This is a genomic window from Priestia sp. 3CA3 (assembly GCF_056836725.1).
Genome location: NZ_JBXENJ010000002.1, coordinates 145,118 through 160,169 on the forward strand (window position 1 = coordinate 145,118; position 15,052 = coordinate 160,169).

Annotated in this window: 22 protein-coding genes; 5 read left to right on the plus strand and 17 right to left on the minus strand. The window is 36.8% G+C overall.

What is annotated here, in order from left to right; genetic code table 11:
- Positions 1–66: 66 nt before the first annotated feature.
- On the minus strand, positions 67–714 hold the full coding sequence (locus tag AC1VNJ_RS05535; protein ID WP_050690556.1) for a VC0807 family protein: 648 nt from the start codon (positions 712–714) through the stop codon (positions 67–69).
- A 251-nt stretch (positions 715–965) separates the two neighbouring features.
- Here AC1VNJ_RS05535 and AC1VNJ_RS05540 point away from each other — a divergent pair, with 251 nt between their 5' ends.
- Positions 966–1,112 carry a YuzK family famiily protein gene (locus AC1VNJ_RS05540; protein WP_014459567.1) on the plus strand — a complete coding sequence of 49 codons (147 nt, stop codon included), beginning with the start codon at positions 966–968 and terminating at the stop codon, positions 1,110–1,112.
- A gap of 108 nt (positions 1,113–1,220) precedes the next feature.
- Complete coding sequence (locus tag AC1VNJ_RS05545; RefSeq protein WP_482640434.1) at positions 1,221–2,024, plus strand: lipid II flippase Amj family protein; 804 nt, start codon at positions 1,221–1,223, stop codon at positions 2,022–2,024.
- Positions 2,025–2,051: 27 nt separating this feature from the next.
- On the opposite strand, the gene AC1VNJ_RS05550 is transcribed toward AC1VNJ_RS05545, so the two are convergent.
- The 15 genes from AC1VNJ_RS05550 to AC1VNJ_RS05620 all read right to left on the minus strand — a co-directional run bounded on the left by AC1VNJ_RS05550 (position 2,052) and on the right by AC1VNJ_RS05620 (position 10,635).
- The gene (locus tag AC1VNJ_RS05550; RefSeq protein WP_482640435.1) at positions 2,052–2,828 is read right to left on the minus strand and encodes an ABC transporter permease; all 777 of its coding nucleotides are present in this window, start codon (positions 2,826–2,828) and stop codon (positions 2,052–2,054) included.
- The gene (locus AC1VNJ_RS05555; protein ID WP_098625791.1) at positions 2,825–3,715 is read right to left on the minus strand and encodes an ABC transporter ATP-binding protein; all 891 of its coding nucleotides are present in this window, start codon (positions 3,713–3,715) and stop codon (positions 2,825–2,827) included. The genes AC1VNJ_RS05550 and AC1VNJ_RS05555 overlap by 4 nt, the downstream gene beginning before the upstream one ends.
- Positions 3,700–3,918 carry a PLD nuclease N-terminal domain-containing protein gene (locus tag AC1VNJ_RS05560; RefSeq protein WP_482640436.1) on the minus strand — a complete coding sequence of 73 codons (219 nt, stop codon included), beginning with the start codon at positions 3,916–3,918 and terminating at the stop codon, positions 3,700–3,702. The genes AC1VNJ_RS05555 and AC1VNJ_RS05560 overlap by 16 nt, the downstream gene beginning before the upstream one ends.
- A complete protein-coding gene (locus tag AC1VNJ_RS05565; RefSeq protein ID WP_098625794.1) occupies positions 3,915–4,118 on the minus strand; it encodes a transcriptional regulator in 204 nt (67 codons plus the stop codon). The genes AC1VNJ_RS05560 and AC1VNJ_RS05565 overlap by 4 nt, the downstream gene beginning before the upstream one ends.
- Positions 4,118–4,438, minus strand: coding sequence for a YxlC family protein (locus tag AC1VNJ_RS05570; RefSeq protein WP_028412884.1), 321 nt, complete (start codon positions 4,436–4,438; stop codon positions 4,118–4,120). The genes AC1VNJ_RS05565 and AC1VNJ_RS05570 overlap by 1 nt, the downstream gene beginning before the upstream one ends.
- A complete protein-coding gene (sigY, locus tag AC1VNJ_RS05575; protein ID WP_482640437.1) occupies positions 4,435–4,974 on the minus strand; it encodes an RNA polymerase sigma factor SigY in 540 nt (179 codons plus the stop codon). Before sigY ends, AC1VNJ_RS05570 begins: the two co-directional genes overlap by 4 nt.
- A gap of 89 nt (positions 4,975–5,063) precedes the next feature.
- Entirely contained in the window at positions 5,064–5,405 is a 342-nt protein-coding gene (locus AC1VNJ_RS05580; RefSeq protein WP_013057574.1) for a DUF1033 family protein, read from the minus strand.
- Positions 5,406–5,560: 155 nt separating this feature from the next.
- Positions 5,561–5,794, minus strand: coding sequence for a hypothetical protein (locus tag AC1VNJ_RS05585; protein ID WP_028412882.1), 234 nt, complete (start codon positions 5,792–5,794; stop codon positions 5,561–5,563).
- A gap of 8 nt (positions 5,795–5,802) precedes the next feature.
- Complete coding sequence (locus AC1VNJ_RS05590) at positions 5,803–6,021, minus strand: spore germination protein (RefSeq protein WP_013083687.1); 219 nt, start codon at positions 6,019–6,021, stop codon at positions 5,803–5,805.
- Positions 6,022–6,130: 109 nt separating this feature from the next.
- Positions 6,131–6,652 carry a hypothetical protein gene (locus AC1VNJ_RS05595; protein ID WP_028412881.1) on the minus strand — a complete coding sequence of 174 codons (522 nt, stop codon included), beginning with the start codon at positions 6,650–6,652 and terminating at the stop codon, positions 6,131–6,133.
- A gap of 124 nt (positions 6,653–6,776) precedes the next feature.
- Positions 6,777–7,016 (minus strand): YiaA/YiaB family inner membrane protein, encoded by a 240-nt coding sequence (locus AC1VNJ_RS05600; RefSeq protein WP_013057577.1) that lies wholly within the window; start codon positions 7,014–7,016, stop codon positions 6,777–6,779.
- A 279-nt stretch (positions 7,017–7,295) separates the two neighbouring features.
- Positions 7,296–7,496 carry a DUF6501 family protein gene (locus AC1VNJ_RS05605; RefSeq protein ID WP_013057578.1) on the minus strand — a complete coding sequence of 67 codons (201 nt, stop codon included), beginning with the start codon at positions 7,494–7,496 and terminating at the stop codon, positions 7,296–7,298.
- Between the two features lie 79 nt (positions 7,497–7,575).
- The gene (locus AC1VNJ_RS05610) at positions 7,576–8,349 is read right to left on the minus strand and encodes an alpha/beta hydrolase (protein ID WP_482640438.1); all 774 of its coding nucleotides are present in this window, start codon (positions 8,347–8,349) and stop codon (positions 7,576–7,578) included.
- Positions 8,350–8,470: 121 nt separating this feature from the next.
- Entirely contained in the window at positions 8,471–9,541 is a 1,071-nt protein-coding gene (ssuD, locus tag AC1VNJ_RS05615; protein WP_033579391.1) for an FMNH2-dependent alkanesulfonate monooxygenase, read from the minus strand.
- 218 nt (positions 9,542–9,759) lie between these two features.
- Entirely contained in the window at positions 9,760–10,635 is an 876-nt protein-coding gene (locus AC1VNJ_RS05620; protein WP_482640439.1) for an STAS domain-containing protein, read from the minus strand.
- A 130-nt stretch (positions 10,636–10,765) separates the two neighbouring features.
- On the opposite strand from AC1VNJ_RS05620, the gene corA reads away from it, so the two are divergent.
- The 3 genes from corA to AC1VNJ_RS05635 all read left to right on the plus strand — a co-directional run bounded on the left by corA (position 10,766) and on the right by AC1VNJ_RS05635 (position 14,255).
- Positions 10,766–11,728, plus strand: a complete 963-nt coding sequence (gene corA, locus AC1VNJ_RS05625; RefSeq protein WP_033579393.1) for a magnesium/cobalt transporter CorA — start codon at positions 10,766–10,768, stop codon at positions 11,726–11,728.
- 431 nt (positions 11,729–12,159) lie between these two features.
- Positions 12,160–13,437, plus strand: a complete 1,278-nt coding sequence (locus AC1VNJ_RS05630) for a polyamine aminopropyltransferase (protein ID WP_482640440.1) — start codon at positions 12,160–12,162, stop codon at positions 13,435–13,437.
- A gap of 83 nt (positions 13,438–13,520) precedes the next feature.
- Positions 13,521–14,255, plus strand: a complete 735-nt coding sequence (locus tag AC1VNJ_RS05635; protein WP_482640441.1) for a polysaccharide deacetylase family protein — start codon at positions 13,521–13,523, stop codon at positions 14,253–14,255.
- Between the two features lie 28 nt (positions 14,256–14,283).
- Here AC1VNJ_RS05635 and AC1VNJ_RS05640 read toward each other — a convergent pair whose 3' ends face one another.
- Entirely contained in the window at positions 14,284–14,955 is a 672-nt protein-coding gene (locus AC1VNJ_RS05640) for a DUF421 domain-containing protein (protein WP_482640442.1), read from the minus strand.
- Positions 14,956–15,052 lie beyond the last annotated feature (97 nt).

A 15,052-nucleotide genomic window follows, 5' to 3' on the forward strand; every position in this document is an offset into this window, starting at 1 on the left:
CAGAAAATTTAACAAACTTGTTTCTGCATTAAAAAAGCGTACGTTAGCTAAACGCACGCTTCTTTTTTATTCATTTACATTTGGATTCATTGGATTATCCATCCCTGTTTTATCTTGAATTTTTTTATAGATAAAATACGTGTAGACGGCAATTAAAATGGAGAATGCCCACGTAACGGCCTGACGGAATACAATCATGTTCCCGTACCCTTCTACTCCGTACTTTTGAATCAATACGTATTTTACAATTGCTAAAAATACATAGCGACCTGCGAACAGTACTGTAAGCCAGTTCATCATTTTGAATAAATCGGGCTGGTGGAAGAGTTTTAGAGAGTCTTCTCTCTTATAGCCCATTAAGTAAGCCGTATCTACAAAAAAGTACAAACCAATTGGCTTTTTTATCATAATGGTAAACAGAACAACTACAGCCAGTCCAATCATAAAATATACTTGATTGTTTAACATCGTTGCTGCGTTTCCTGAAATTAAATCAATAATGGTACGTGCCAGCAGCGTAATGACAATGAACAATCCTGTTACGTTAAACTGGCGATCTTTAATAAATGTATAAATGGTATACACAAACGCTGGTGCTGTTGAAAGCAAAATGGCATAGTAATCACCAATAATGTCTTTTCCCTGATTCCATATTAGGTAAGGAATAGCGATATAAAAAAGTAAATCAAACCATACTCGTTTTGTATTGTTCATATATAACTCCTTTAAAAACGTTGTTCCTGCTATTATATGGGATACTACGCAAGAAAAAAAGGCTTTTACCTGGAATGTTATGAAATTTTAATCATTTATGTTTAGATCCAAAGCGACAGGGAAAACGATTTCTAGAAAGACTTCAAGAATTATAAACATCGAAACACTTGAGCAGCAATACATGTGCCACAAGTGAAAAATGCTGAAAGGATTGATTCATTATCGCACTTCACCTAACGTACACGTCAGAAATGGAAAAGGCCATGCAGCTTTCTCACGGCGTGGGGTATGCTGAATATAGCCGTAAACTAGACAAACGTCTACAGGTGGAAAAAGAACGGGAAAAAGATTATCAGGCTAGCAAAGATATACTTCGTGATATTAACCAGCATCGATAATAAAAAGCCGCTTGCTACTCTTGGTAGCAAACGGCTTTTTATTTACAAATGAACCAAAATTATACATAATAAGGAAGTGCGTGTATCAAAGAAAGGAACTTACTTATTATGATGGAAAAATTACTGATTATTTGTGTATTTGTAGGAATTATTCACATGATTGAAACACTAGCCTACTCTGTGAGACTCGCGGGCTTGAAAACTGGAAAACTAGTCGTGGCCCTATCTCTTTTTAATATTATTGTCATTGTGTCAAGAACAGCTAATATGGTGCAAGCTCCGCTGACCGGCAAATTAGGAGATGCGGTCCAGTCTAAAGAAGATTTGTCCCTTCTACTTCATCAGCTTCAAACTATCTTGCTCGCGGCCTCTATTGGGACAATCGCAGGTGCTCTTTTAATTCCTAGCTTTGTATCAATCTTCTCTCGCATGATTTCACACTTAGAAGTAGCAGGATCTGTACCCAAAATGATGAAAAACATTACTTCCATACATACGCTGGAAAAAGCAAAAAAACACGTGAAGCGTCCTAGGTGGATTATGCTGTCTCAGCTGCGAATAGGCGGAGTGCCCAAGCGATTGCTTCTTTTAAATTTAATGGCTACGACCATTTATACAGTAGGTGTTCTTTCCACTCTTTATGCTTCTACGCTCGAGCCTACTCTTTCTAAATCGATTCTGATGTCTTCTGGTCTTATTAACGGACTAGCGATGATTACCCTTGCAGTGTTTGTAGATCCGCAAGTAGCCATTCTAACTGAAAAGGTAATGAAAGGTGAATCGACTAAGCAATCTATGAATAAAATGGTTGGTATACTCGTCATCTCTCGTTTATGCGGGACAGTATGTGCCCAGATTCTCTTAGTCCCCGCTGCTCTTTATATTGCGTGGATTTGCAAATTAATTCCCTAGAAAAAAGACTTCGTTTCAGAAGTCTTTTTATACATATTCTACTTTTTTGTATCTATAAACAGCAGCAATTAAAAGAAGAAAACAGCTCACTAATGTAACAACTACGGTATAGGTGACACTTTGTGACCAGTGCAATTGTTCAAGTATACGACCGGCGTATTGTGACAGCGCCGCAGGACTCCACTTTAATTGATTCGTAAACAAAGTACTTAAAAATGAAAGTGACGCAATAATCAAAATTCTTACTCCAGCAATTCCTCCGCTTTGTAAAAGAAAGGTTCCAGCTGCCACTAGCACGGACAAGATAAAAATCAGCCACAGGCTGTATAAAAGAAAGCTAACTATCATATGAGTCCAATCCACATGTGAAAATAAAAGATTTGTATAATACCACGCTGCTATATAGCTTATAAACATTGAGCCAATAACCAGTACGATTTGCGCAGCCCATTTACTCATAATGTATTGAATGACGCTCACCGGTCTCATCATAACAAGTACAGCCGCATGATTTTGTCGTTCATTTGAAATCATATTCATGCTTGCTAGTACAATCAATAAGATTCCTATTGTGCTATATTGTGAAAGGACACCTTGCAATACTTCTTGACCGCTTGGCGTAGGAAGTTGAATAATGGCTCCTTTTGGCAAATTTCCTGCCATGTCAATGATTTGTGGCATATAATAATTCGTTAAAGGCTGTGTGATGCCTAGCAAAATTAGAGAGATGGGTAGCCAAATTGCTTTGCCGTTCGCAAATAATTCATGCAGCTCCTTTTTAAATAAGACTCTAAATATATTCATTTATTCATCACCTCTAGATACACATCTTCGAGAGAATGCTGTTTTCGTTCAAATAAAACCAGATTTGCTTGTTGATCAACAAGCAGTTGAAGCAGCTGCTGCTGCTGAGATGTATCTTTTACACTTACAGTGGCTTTATAAGGAGAATGAAACAGCACCTGTTCACTTGGCAGACTGCTAAATGATGCAGGGAGCCTTTCTTCTGTTTCAATCGTAAAAGCAGGATCCGCAAACTCTTGGCGCAGCGAACTCTTTGTTCCATTCCATTTCATGCGTCCGTTTTTAATCATAATCATGTTATCGCATATTTGTTCTGCATCATGCAAAATGTGAGTTGAAAAAAGGATGGTCGTATCTTTTTTTAATGTTTCGATAATCATTAGGACATCTTTTCTGCCTTCAGGATCCAAAGCCGAAACGGGTTCATCTAAAATTAGCAGTTCAGGTTTATGTAACAAGGCTTGAGCTAAGCCCAAACGTTGTTTCATTCCTCCAGAAAAGCCAGCAATTTTCTGCTTTTCCTTTCCTTTTAAACCTACCGTTTCAAGTACTTCATCTATTCGTTGAGAAAGCACATTTTTTGAAATGTTAGATAAAAGGCCTAAAAAAGTTAAATACTGCTGAGGCGTCATCCAATTAAAAAACGTAGGATGCTGCGGCAGAAAGCCAATAAATGATCGTACGTCTTGATGCTGTTTATCTTCAAAAGAAATTTTCCCTTTATTAGATGCAGTAAGACCTGCAATCATATGCAAAGTAGTCGTCTTACCTGCACCATTAGGGCCTAACAATGCTGCACATTTTCCTTTATCGAGATTAAATGAAAGGTTATCTACAACGGTTATATTACGGTACGTTTTTGTCAGTCCTTCTACTTGCATAAACATCTTCGCTCCACCTCACTGTTTTTACGTCCTAAAACAAAATATAAAACGGGACCGACTGTACTTACACATAAAATGATGAGTCCCCATAACCATTTTGGTCCGTTTGTCTCTTCTTGCTTTATGCAGCTTATTAACGCTGGAATCATTAAAAGCAATTGTAAGAATAGAATTGGAGCAATTAACAACCAGTTAATGTCCTTCATTTACATCCCCCTTTTTTTCGTGCTGGAAGCCAAATAATAAAAAACCAATAAAAAAGCGTTGGCATTGGAATTTGAATCAGTCCCCATATTCCCCAAAACCATGGATGGGCGCCGCGTTTTTTTGCATTGATAAAAAGTAGAAAGCTTTGAAGAAGGAGAAATGGTGAAATAAACAGCACAATAATCCATTTTTCATTCATTATAAAAACATCTCCTTTTTTCGTTTATAGTGAAAAACGATAAAAGAAAGAGGCGCAACAATGATGCCAATTACCTCAATGGCGATAAATAAGGCAGGTATTTGTAAAATAGCCGTTGCCATTACCGTTAAAATAACAAGTGCTGTTAATGTAAATAAGCATAACTCTTTCCGGAAAGCTTTTTTCTGCTTTTGTTTTTGAATGAGAAGCTGTTCTTGAATTGTATGAAGAGAAATACGTTCATGACTTGCTAAACTCTCTAGCTGCTCCCAATCTTTTTTTAAAGAATGTAAGGACTGATTGTCATTTTCTTCCCTCATTCTTTCCACTCCTTTCTCAGTATATTTACTCCTTTATTTACTCTTGATTTGACCGTTCCTGCTCGCATATTCAGCATATGGGCAATCTCATCGTATGTATATCCGTAATAATGTCGAAGCAAGACAGGAATTCGAAAGCGTGAATCGAGTTCATTAAAATCGGAAAACATCTCGCTCCACTCCACTCCTTTGTATTTAGCTTTCCACTGAAGCTGATGCGATAAAGCCTGCTTTATTCGCTGAAGACTGCTTTTTTCACGTTTTTGCTTACGCAAATAATCCATGTACAGTCTTGAAGCAATGGATATCATCCAAGTCGAAAACTTTGCTTCATTTTTGTATGAAGAAAGATTCACGTAACACTTCATCATTGCTTCCTGACACAATTCACTGCATAAGTCCTCATCTAATGTCAGCTTTAAAAGGTATTTATATAAAAATGAATGATAGCGCTGAAATAATAATGAAAAGGCATCATCATCACCTTGTAATGCTTTTTGGACAAGGATGAAATCATCTTGTTCTAAAGCGGTCACCCCTCCTTTTTGTTTCATCACCTATATGACGCTTGAGCGATTGAAATCGTTCATTTTTTATATAAAAAAAAACGCCCCGCAGGACGTTTTTATTTAGTACGAAGCATTTTTAATCCTTCTTCATCTTCTTCTAATGAATAGACTTCATCGTTTTTAGCGAATAAAACACCGTGGAAGATTTGAAGATCATCATCACAGGCTTCACAAAATTCCTTTTCGCCTTCGTTCCAAAAGCTAAAGAGCGCTAGTTCATCACTTCGCACGCTTGCGTATTTTTGATGAAATTCATAAATCATCATCGCGTAGTAGCGAAGCGCTTCTTCTTTTTTTTCAAATTCAATGGTTTCAATAATATCTTTTTCCCAGCCTTCTAAAAAAAGCCAAGGTTCACAATCACTTTTTATTTTATGAACTCTCCATTTATCTGTCATGATTGAACATCTCCTTACTTACAGCTTACTTCTAAAAATTCTCTTTTCCTTATTATTCAGCAAAAATAACTTTGAATCAAGTAAAACGGAAAAAAACGCCTATTTTTAGGAAATAGGCGCTAACAAGTTGGCTTAATCTGAACTTCTTTTTTATATTAGTAATAGCCCCTTAAACTATAAGGAACTAAACTGCCCGTATAATACTGGGTAACAGGAGGGAAAACGCCGGCTGAAGGCGTGATTTTCCCCCACCAAGATGGTTTTTTGCCCCACCAGTTATCCATCGCTCCATCAGGTGACACGACAAATCCAATTGGACGTGCAAAAGAAGGCATAAAATACGGATAAAACGAATACTGAAAAGGCGTGTAGAAAGAAGAGTAAAACATCTCTTTCCTTATCCGTTTCCGAAGCCGTTTTGGTCAGAACCATCCGGATCGAGCGTATTTGTATTAGAAAGTCCCGAATTTGTATTTACACAAATTCCTGTATTTGAAGACCCTGAACCTTGCGCAGTTTTACTGTTACTTTTTGGAGAAACATAGTACGTGTCGCCAAATGTAACGACTCCTCCTGTAACATTTGGAATCACTACATGATTAATAACAATCGGCATTATCCTCACCCTTTTTATTTTCATCGTGATGTAATATATGAATAATTTATCAAAAGGGTTATAAATTAATGGATATAAATAAAAAATCCCCCTGCAGAGTGGGGTATTTTTACGCTTTTACCTCTTTTTTAGAATGACTTAATTCATCTCGAAGAATATCAAAATCTCGTTCTGCTACTTCTTCAATTTTAGTATACAACTCATTCTCTGTTAGAAGTCCTTTTTCTTCAAGTATTTCGACAAGAGCCTTAAACTTTATTCTAGATAAAAGCATTTCGTTGACCGTGCTCTCTGTTGGACGTTCATTTTTCACTTGTTCTTTTTCTTTAACAGGTTCTTGCTGCAGCTTCACTCTGAAAACAATATTTGTATGATCTGTAATTTCAGGTGACTGATAAAATGTGCTATGCGAAATGTTTTTTAGTGTTAGCGTTTCTTTTGTTTCCATATTTGTTACTTCAAAGTACGGATCCTCAAAAAATGCATCATATTTATCATAAGCTGCTTTGCCTACAACCGAAAAAGAAAAGTTTAGCCTTTTCAACTCTTCACCTGTATTCGCATCAGTAATCATTTTTTCTTCAAACATATCAACGTGAAAATTTACGTTATTAATCATTAGTTGTGTCAATTCAATCGCCTCCTTCTTTATTAATACGACATGGAGTGACAAGTTCCCTGTTTTTTTATATAAAAAAACATCTCCCAAAAATGGGGATGTTTTTCAAAGAGCTAGAAAAATGCTTTTTTTAGCTCTACAATTCTTCTTCTGCTTTGTCGTATTTACGTTCGTGCGCCGTATCTTCTTCGTTATCACGAATGGTTTTTTGGAGCACAAAAGCGGACATCGTTAAGTATAATGTTCCAACAGCATAATAACCTTTTACCGGTAATGATGCATCTAAGGTATAAATTCCTATAAACATAGCTAATAGTGCTGTAATAAAAGCTGTCCATGCTAAAAATGTAAAAGCTGCTGTATTACGCTTTTTCATCGTATGACCTCCTCTTTTCCTTTTTCTGTTAAGCGTCGCTTTCATTTTACATTGTAAAATAATTGTTGTCATGGGTATTTATAGTCAGTTACCCTTTTAATCAGAACAAGAAACGGAAGAATTTAGGTCTTACATCCTATTTTTATCATAAAGCTTTTTTTCGAAATGATGAGATATATGGAATTTCTCTTTAAAAGTATGTTCATTCGTTTTCATTAAGGAAAGCTCCATTTAATTATTGCAATAAAAAAATCATCGCCGAGACGATGATTTTTTTGTTTAGCCTTCAAAGTATTCTTTATAAAAGCCGCCGACTTGGCCAGTGTTATCAACAACAAAATAAAATTCTTCTGTTTCGTTTTTTACATCATATGTTTTTCCTGCTGTTAAAACATTTTCAACCACGAATTTTTTTGCATCTGTATGTATGCATTTTACTTGTTTAATTGTTGGACGATCGTTCCATTCTAAATGAATCATGTATGTACACTCCTTTGTTTTCATTCAAGATTCATTTTATCTTACTTGAAGTAAAAAAGAAACGGAGCGAATTTAAAAATTAAAAAATTCGCTCATGCACTTTTTTTTTGGCAACTGTTGCTTGTACAAACTGTGCCGTTTGTGCAACAATTGTGTCTTTATCAAAATCCATCGACGCAACATGGTAAGAGTTTCGAAGCATGTGCTGTCTTTTTTCTGCTGATTGAATATGGTTTAAGATATAAGCTGAATTCTCAGGCGGTACTACGTTATCAACGGTTGATGTTAGTACTAAAGCCGGGCATGTTACATAAGATAAGCGTTCTTTTGTTTCGTCCATTAAAGAAAGCAGCTCACGCATAGAGCGCACTGGTACTTTGTCGTACGTAATTTCATGTACGTTTGGATCCTTAATATCAGGATGATCTTCTTTTAAATAACGAGGCGTATGACGAGAGCGGTAAGGCTCCATTAAAGGAATGGACGTCATAGCCGGATTGATTGCAATAACTCCGTCAAGATCTAATCCTTGGCTTGCTGTATGAAAGGTGAGAGTGCCTCCCATGGACTGACCTAAGATAAATACATGACGGCATTCTTGCTTCAAACGCTGATACCCATTTAAAAAGTCCTGCTTCCATTCCTCGTACGTTGTTTGTTCAATATCATAGTAGTGAGTACCATGTCCCGTTAGTCGCAAACCGTACACAGTAAAACCTTTTTTAGCTAATTCTTTTCCGATATATTCCATACTTTGAGGGGTCCCCATAAATCCATGAGAAACAAGTATACCAATGTCGTTGCCTTTATAATAAAAAGATTCTGCGCCTTGAATTACGTCATAACGTTCCATTTTCTTCACCCTTTATCACAAATTTTCTGACTAAATGAACTACCTTTATAATACACCTATAATTCCTATAAGTCAACTGGGTTATTTATTTTTTTACGATTCAAAAAGAACGAAGCAAGAATTATCTCTTGCTTCGTTCTTTTTGAATATGTGGAAATACTAGCTCAGCAAACGTATATGCTTCTTCTAGATGCGGGTATCCTGATAAAATAAACGTATCAATTCCTAGCTCTTTGTACTCTTTTAAACGATCCGCTACAATTTCAGGACTTCCAACAAGAGCGGTTCCAGCTCCTTCTCGTGCTAAGCCGATTCCAGCCCATAGATTCGGAGCAATCTCCAACGCACCTCGATCTTTTGTGCCGCTGTGCAAACTTGACTGTGTTTTTTGGGCAGTGGAGTCAAATGACGCAAACTTATCTTGAAACGCTTTGATCGTATCATCATTAACATGTTTAATTAATTTATCTGCAGATTCCCACGCTTCGTCTTCCGATTCTCTTACAATAACGTGCAGTCGAATACCAAAGCGAATGTCCCTGCCTTCATTTGCAGCTTTTTCTTTCATCTCATCAATTTTCGTCTTGATCACTGCAGGAGGCTCTCCCCACAGCAAATATACGTCTGCATGCTTTGCTCCTACTTCTTTTCCTGCTGGAGAAGACCCGCCAAAGTACAGCGGAGGATACGGTTTTTGGACAGGAGGCGACGGAATGTACGCACCTGTTACATCAAGATGTTCTCCTTTATAGTCCACTTTTTTTCCTTCCATTACATCTCGCCAAATCGTTAAAAATTCATCTGTTAACTCGTAGCGTTTATCATGGCTTAAATAGTTACCGTACGTTGCTTGTTCCACGGGATCTCCTCCCGTCACAATATTTAACATAAGTCGGCCGTTTGACATTTGATCAAATGTCGAAGCCATCCGTGCTGAAAGTGTGGGAGACATTACACCCGGGCGAAGTGCAATTAAAAACTTCAGTCGATTCGTAACGGAAGCAAGTGCCGATGCAATCACCCATGAATCTTCACAATTTGAACCAGTAGGCAACAAAGCACCGTCATATCCTAGATAATCCAGCCCGTGTGCGATTTGCTTTAAGTAGTGAATATCACTTGTTCTACTTCCTTCGGTTGTGCCTAGATAATGTCCGTCGCCTGCTGTAGGGAAAAACCATAAGATGTTCATTTCTATTTCCTCCTAAATATTCTCGCATTCTATATAAAGCGTTTTCATATTGTTTGTTCAATTCTTGTTCGCTAATTACAGAGGTGCATTTTTATATTAGCGTATGTAATACTACTCTTTTTATTTATTAAATTAGTAAAATCATAATACCTGTTTAACCTATATGTCAAGTATGAATTGAAATAAAAAAACAAGAATTAAAAATAATTCTTGTTTTTTTATTTCCTCATACGTGAAGCCATCGCATTAGCAAGAGTTGATTTTGTTGATATATTTTCAAACGATAAACCTAAATGAGAAGCGGTAATCGCGATTTCAGGACGTACCCCAGAGATAGTTGATTCTACGCCTATTAATTTTAAGGCATCGATCAGCTGGAAAATCTGATGAGCAACCATCGTATCAACAATAACTACTCCTGAAATATCAATATAAAGGTGATTCACTTGCTGTTCAGCGCAGCGAGTTAACGTATTCTCTAAAATTCGGCGCGCTCTTGCTGTGTCGATATCCCCAACAAGCGGAAGAATCGCAATATGATCACTTAATGGAATAACTGGCGAGCTCAGCTCATTAATCAGCTCTTTGTGTGCTTCAAGCAACCGCTTTGAATGCTGATGGTGCTCTTCTACAAATTTATAAACGGTGATATCAAACACGCGTACAATCAATTCGTTCCATTCGTCTAGTTCTTCTTGCGTAATACCTTGCTCGTACTCTTCTACAAATTGATTTAAATACGTTAAATACTGTTTTCTAACTCGGAAAAATTCTCGAATAATATAATGAATAGGCGTTCTTACATGCTCTCCGTCTTCCGCAATCTTTAAAATCCACGTTTCAAATGAATCAAAAAATTCTTTTTCACTTTTTATAAATACATCGGCTATGTATAAATGAAATTCATTATTTTGACCTTTTAATACTGAAATGACTTCTGGATGAGTAGATGCATAAACCGATTCTGGGTCATTGTCTTCAAGGCTTTCATACCATTCTTCCGTTAGTTGATCTGCATGTTTTAAAAAAAACATTCGAAGTGCTTCATTTTTATTCAAAACGATTCCCCTTTCCATACGAGCTATTACTATCATTATAATTCAACTTTTTCACCCTTACTAGTTTTATAAAAAGAGAAGAAAGAAAATTTTTTTAAAAAATACGTGTATTTTGTGGTTTTATGCTACATTGAAAATAGCTATAAAAACACAAAGGAGTTTTCAAATGATACGAACGTTAGCTCTTACGAACGATAACAAACTTGTGAAACATATACAATTAGATCAGATTCACGATCCCGCTATTCAGTACTATTGGATTGACTTTAACTGCCCTTCTGAAGAAGAAGCGCTGCTGCTTCAATCATCCTTTCACTTTCATCCGTTAGCGATTGAAGATTGCTTTCATTTTCTGCAGCGTCCAAAACTCGATTATTATGAAGGATACAGTTTTTTTGTCCTTCATTCGTTAAATCGGCAAACGTTAGAAGCTGAAGAAGTTGATCTTTTTATCGGCGATAATTATATGGTTACTTTTCATTTTCACCCGTCAGCTGCAATTGATAAAGTATGGGAAAAGCTGCTTCATACACCTTCGATTCAAGAAAAAGGAATAAGCTACCTTGCGTATTCTGTGATGGATAAAGTGGTAGATGAATATTTTCCCACTGTATATCAAATTGAAGATGAGCTGAATGATATAGAAAACATAGACGCAAAAAAATCCATCTCTGTTTTAATGGAAGATGTATTTAAACTTCGAAGTGATTTGCTAAAAATCAGAAGAACCATTTTGCCTATGCGCGATTTATTGTACCGTGTTATAAATTCTGAACGCTTAGATGTTCATCCTGAACAAAAAAGGTATTTTAAAGATGTCTATGACCACTTATTAAAATTAGCCGATATGATTGAATCAAACCGGGAAATGACGTCTGATATGCGCGATAATTATCTTTCTCTTAATTCAAACCGGATGAATTCAATTATGATGACACTGACTGTTATTTCATCTATCTTTATTCCCCTTACCTTTATCGTTGGCGTATACGGAATGAATTTTGAAAATATGCCTGAGCTAAAGTGGCACTATGGCTATTTCTTTGTGCTTGGCTTCATGGGATTGATAACGCTTGGTTTAATTCTATGGTTCAAGCGAAAAGGCTGGTTTAATGCTGATAAAGAGTAGAAAGATTGAGACATACCGAAATCAATCCAATGTAAAGATGAATAAATTGGATAAGTGAGCTAGTGCTATCAATTTCCGCGGGCGGCCGATGAGTCTCCTCGTCGCTTACGCTCCTGTGGGGTCTCCCCTGTTCCGCTTTTCCTGCAGGAGTCTTCGCCTTGCTCTCCAATCAACCGCTAGAAATCCTGCCTACATGAAGCCTACGTTCATCCTATCAATGAAAAAATTCGAAAGGTTTCGATTTCTACTAAGAGTATGGATTCATTGTTCGGCTCTTCCTTCAACGAAAATATGTTTGCCTCAACCGCCTTTCTATGCGATGATAACTAGTTATTTCCCAAAAATATTTATAAACTAACGTGCTTGCGTTTCCTTTTTCTAAAAAATTTCATAAGATAGTGAAAATAATGCTCAGAAAGGAGGCTGAAGTAGTGGATATTAAAGGCGAACACTTGCTAATGGATGCGTTCGAATGCGATGAAGTGATATTAAATGATCCCTCACTTTTAAGGCAAATTCTTATTGAAGCTGCACTAGATGCAGAGATGGAAGTTTTGCACTGTTATTTTCACCAGTTTACGCCCCACGGCATTACAGGCATTCTCGTATTAGCTACCTCTCACTTGTCTATTCATACTTGGCCGGAGGAAAACTACGCTTCATTAGATTTTTATACGTGCGGAGACAAAGAAATAATTGAAATTGGTTATGCGTTGCTGAAGCAATTAGCTTCAAAAAAAGCTGTTGTATATTCAATTTCTCGCGGAATTCAACACGCCGAAACTCTAACAAAAAATCGTCAGCATGCTGAAAGCACTCGTCTTCTCGATCGTGGAGATGACTCAGATCACGCTAGTCTACAGCAGATCTTATCAGGCCAGCATGACATTTTGTTTCATCAGAAAAACAGTATTCAAGATATTCAGCTGATTAAAGCATCTGATATTCGAATGTATTTGGATGAACAGCTGCAATTTAGTTCATTGGATGAACATGCGTACCATGAAGCTCTTGTACACCCTATCTTTGCAGCTTCCTTAAGTCCTCGTCGCATTCTTATTCTGGGCGGTGGAGATGGTTTAGCTTTACGAGAAGTCCTTAAATATAAGAAAGTTAAAGAAATAGACCTTGTGGAAATAGATGCTGACGTTGTAAATGCTGCGATGAATATAAAAGAATTAAAGAAGTTAAATCAACGCTCATTTGAAGATTCTCGTGTCACCGTTCATATTCAAGATGCTGTTGACTACCTCTCTTTGAATTCAGCGTTTTATGATATTATCATTGTCGACTTTCCAGATCCTACTAACAAAAAAATAAGTGCTCTTTATACAAAAGAATTTTACGAACTTCTCCAACGTTCACTATCGCGCAGCGGCTTGGTCGTGTGTCAGTCAAATTCTCCTAGAGACACACCTATCGTTTTTTGGAGCATTAATAAGACGATGAAAGCTTCTCAGTTTTATACGTTGAGCTACCACACCATTATTCCCTCTTTTGGAGATTGGGGTTTTCACATCGGCTCGAAAACATCTTTGTCTGCCCCTATACTCTCTACTGATGTTTCATCTACTACGCTGCCATCAGACTTTACTAAGTTAATGCGTTTTTCTCCTCATTCTCTTTCTAAAAAACAGTTTGCCATTGTGAACTCTGCTGAGCACTTGGTTCTGCATAAAATATTTAAAAAAGAAGGCTTATATTTGTAAAAAAGAAAGCTTGGCTTATACATTCCTTTTCTTTTGACATACTAAGATAGTCTCGTCATCACTGCGCGTTAGAAAGGATTGTTATGAGAAAAATTTCGGTTTTTGTTATCTTATTGCTAACTGTTATTTTCCCTTCCCCCGCTTTTAGCCAAGTGAAAGTACCTATACTGATTTACCACTCTATTGATTCCTACACAGGCCACGGGGAAAAAGAACTGTATGTGACACCTGAAAATTTTGAGAAACAGCTTCTTTATCTTAAAAAGCAAGGATATACGCCGCTAACATTTGAAAAATGGCAGGAGCTGAAGCGTGTAAAAAAGCCTATATTTATCACATTTGACGATGGATATAAAAATAATCTTACTATCTTGCCTATTTTTCAAAGAGCAGCCAGCCCTCAGTTTCATCCAGCGGCTACAATTTTTGTGATTTCAGATTTTATTGGCCGTCCCAACCGTTTGTCTCCAGCGGATCTAAAAAAATTTGTTGATTCAGGATTTTTTTCTATTCAGTCTCATACCGCTACTCATCCGGATTTAACTAAGACGAAAAATTTATCCTATGAGCTAGCTGAATCAAAGCTGAAAATTGAAGCCATCACGAGCCAGCCCGTTATTGCTCTTGCTTACCCTTACGGAAAGGTCAATAGCCGCGTAGTCGAAGAAACAAAAAAGAATTATACATTTGGTCTTTCAACGATTCCAAAATTTTTTACTGAAAGTGGACAAAAAAATGAAAACTATCTTATTCCCCGTCTGTACGTCACGTATTCTACAGCGATTGAAGATTTTGCTAAGCTATTAAAAGAAAGCTAAAAACCCTTTCCTTAAAAGGAAAGGGTTTTTAGAATTTTGTTATTTCTAGTCCTCGCTCTTGCTGCCATTCAGCATAAAAAACTTCGCTGTATTCCTTTATTTTCTTGATTGCCAGCTGTTTTTTTAACCACTTTTCATCTACGTTTGCTTCTTTCAAATTGCCAGGCACTACTTTTCCATCCATGATTAAAGCAATAGGTAAATTAGTTTGAGAATAAGGGATGTTTAAATCATTTTTCGTCGGAGGGCCGAATTCATGTTTAGGAGCGACGCTCACCTCTCCATTCGTTTCTAAAATGACATATTCTGCTTCATACAGTGAAAAATACCCTTGCTGTCTCATTAGATGCTGAAGCTGATTCAAATCCAAGTTGTTTTTCTTAAGCTCTTTATAATGAATTTTCCCTTTATAAATAATCATTGAAGGCTTGCCTTCAAGAACTCCCCTAAATCCTGTAAAGGTTTGAGATAGCTTTGTCACTGCGTAAATCAGAACCCCCCAAATCAAAACACTATAAAGAATTTCAGTTAATTCTACTCCTTTTTCAAGAGCTGCATCCCCCACAATATTTCCCAGGACAAGCGTTGTAATAAAGTCAAACGGAGTAATTTGAGCAAACTGTGTCTTACCTAAAAGCTTCAGCATAATAAATAGCGCTAAAAATCCACATATCAGTTCAATCGCAATATCTTTATACATCGATACCCTTCCTCTATAGCAAGCATGTTATAGTATCAGTTTGTATCATATGTGAGAGTGATAAACCTGACTTTTCATTTTTCTTTCCTTCGTTTTC

What these genes read in the sequence shown, in the direction of transcription:
- AC1VNJ_RS05535 (WP_050690556.1), bottom strand. Translation starts at nt 714, where the DNA reads ATGAACAATACAAAACGAGTATGGTTTGATTTACTTTTTTATATCGCT.
- AC1VNJ_RS05540 (WP_014459567.1), top strand. Translation starts at nt 966, where the DNA reads ATGGAAAAGGCCATGCAGCTTTCTCACGGCGTGGGGTATGCTGAATAT.
- AC1VNJ_RS05545 (WP_482640434.1), top strand. Translation starts at nt 1,221, where the DNA reads ATGATGGAAAAATTACTGATTATTTGTGTATTTGTAGGAATTATTCAC.
- AC1VNJ_RS05550 (WP_482640435.1), bottom strand. Translation starts at nt 2,828, where the DNA reads ATGAATATATTTAGAGTCTTATTTAAAAAGGAGCTGCATGAATTATTT.
- AC1VNJ_RS05555 (WP_098625791.1), bottom strand. Translation starts at nt 3,715, where the DNA reads ATGTTTATGCAAGTAGAAGGACTGACAAAAACGTACCGTAATATAACC.
- AC1VNJ_RS05560 (WP_482640436.1), bottom strand. Translation starts at nt 3,918, where the DNA reads ATGAAGGACATTAACTGGTTGTTAATTGCTCCAATTCTATTCTTACAA.
- AC1VNJ_RS05565 (WP_098625794.1), bottom strand. Translation starts at nt 4,118, where the DNA reads ATGAATGAAAAATGGATTATTGTGCTGTTTATTTCACCATTTCTCCTT.
- AC1VNJ_RS05570 (WP_028412884.1), bottom strand. Translation starts at nt 4,438, where the DNA reads ATGAGGGAAGAAAATGACAATCAGTCCTTACATTCTTTAAAAAAAGAT.
- AC1VNJ_RS05580 (WP_013057574.1), bottom strand. Translation starts at nt 5,405, where the DNA reads ATGACAGATAAATGGAGAGTTCATAAAATAAAAAGTGATTGTGAACCT.
- AC1VNJ_RS05585 (WP_028412882.1), bottom strand. Translation starts at nt 5,794, where the DNA reads ATGTTTTACTCTTCTTTCTACACGCCTTTTCAGTATTCGTTTTATCCG.
- AC1VNJ_RS05590 (WP_013083687.1), bottom strand. Translation starts at nt 6,021, where the DNA reads ATGCCGATTGTTATTAATCATGTAGTGATTCCAAATGTTACAGGAGGA.
- AC1VNJ_RS05600 (WP_013057577.1), bottom strand. Translation starts at nt 7,016, where the DNA reads ATGAAAAAGCGTAATACAGCAGCTTTTACATTTTTAGCATGGACAGCT.
- AC1VNJ_RS05605 (WP_013057578.1), bottom strand. Translation starts at nt 7,496, where the DNA reads ATGATTCATTTAGAATGGAACGATCGTCCAACAATTAAACAAGTAAAA.
- AC1VNJ_RS05610 (WP_482640438.1), bottom strand. Translation starts at nt 8,349, where the DNA reads ATGGAACGTTATGACGTAATTCAAGGCGCAGAATCTTTTTATTATAAA.
- ssuD (WP_033579391.1), bottom strand. Translation starts at nt 9,541, where the DNA reads ATGAACATCTTATGGTTTTTCCCTACAGCAGGCGACGGACATTATCTA.
- AC1VNJ_RS05620 (WP_482640439.1), bottom strand. Translation starts at nt 10,635, where the DNA reads ATGATAGTAATAGCTCGTATGGAAAGGGGAATCGTTTTGAATAAAAAT.
- corA (WP_033579393.1), top strand. Translation starts at nt 10,766, where the DNA reads ATGATACGAACGTTAGCTCTTACGAACGATAACAAACTTGTGAAACAT.
- AC1VNJ_RS05635 (WP_482640441.1), top strand. Translation starts at nt 13,521, where the DNA reads ATGAGAAAAATTTCGGTTTTTGTTATCTTATTGCTAACTGTTATTTTC.
- AC1VNJ_RS05640 (WP_482640442.1), bottom strand. Translation starts at nt 14,955, where the DNA reads ATGTATAAAGATATTGCGATTGAACTGATATGTGGATTTTTAGCGCTA.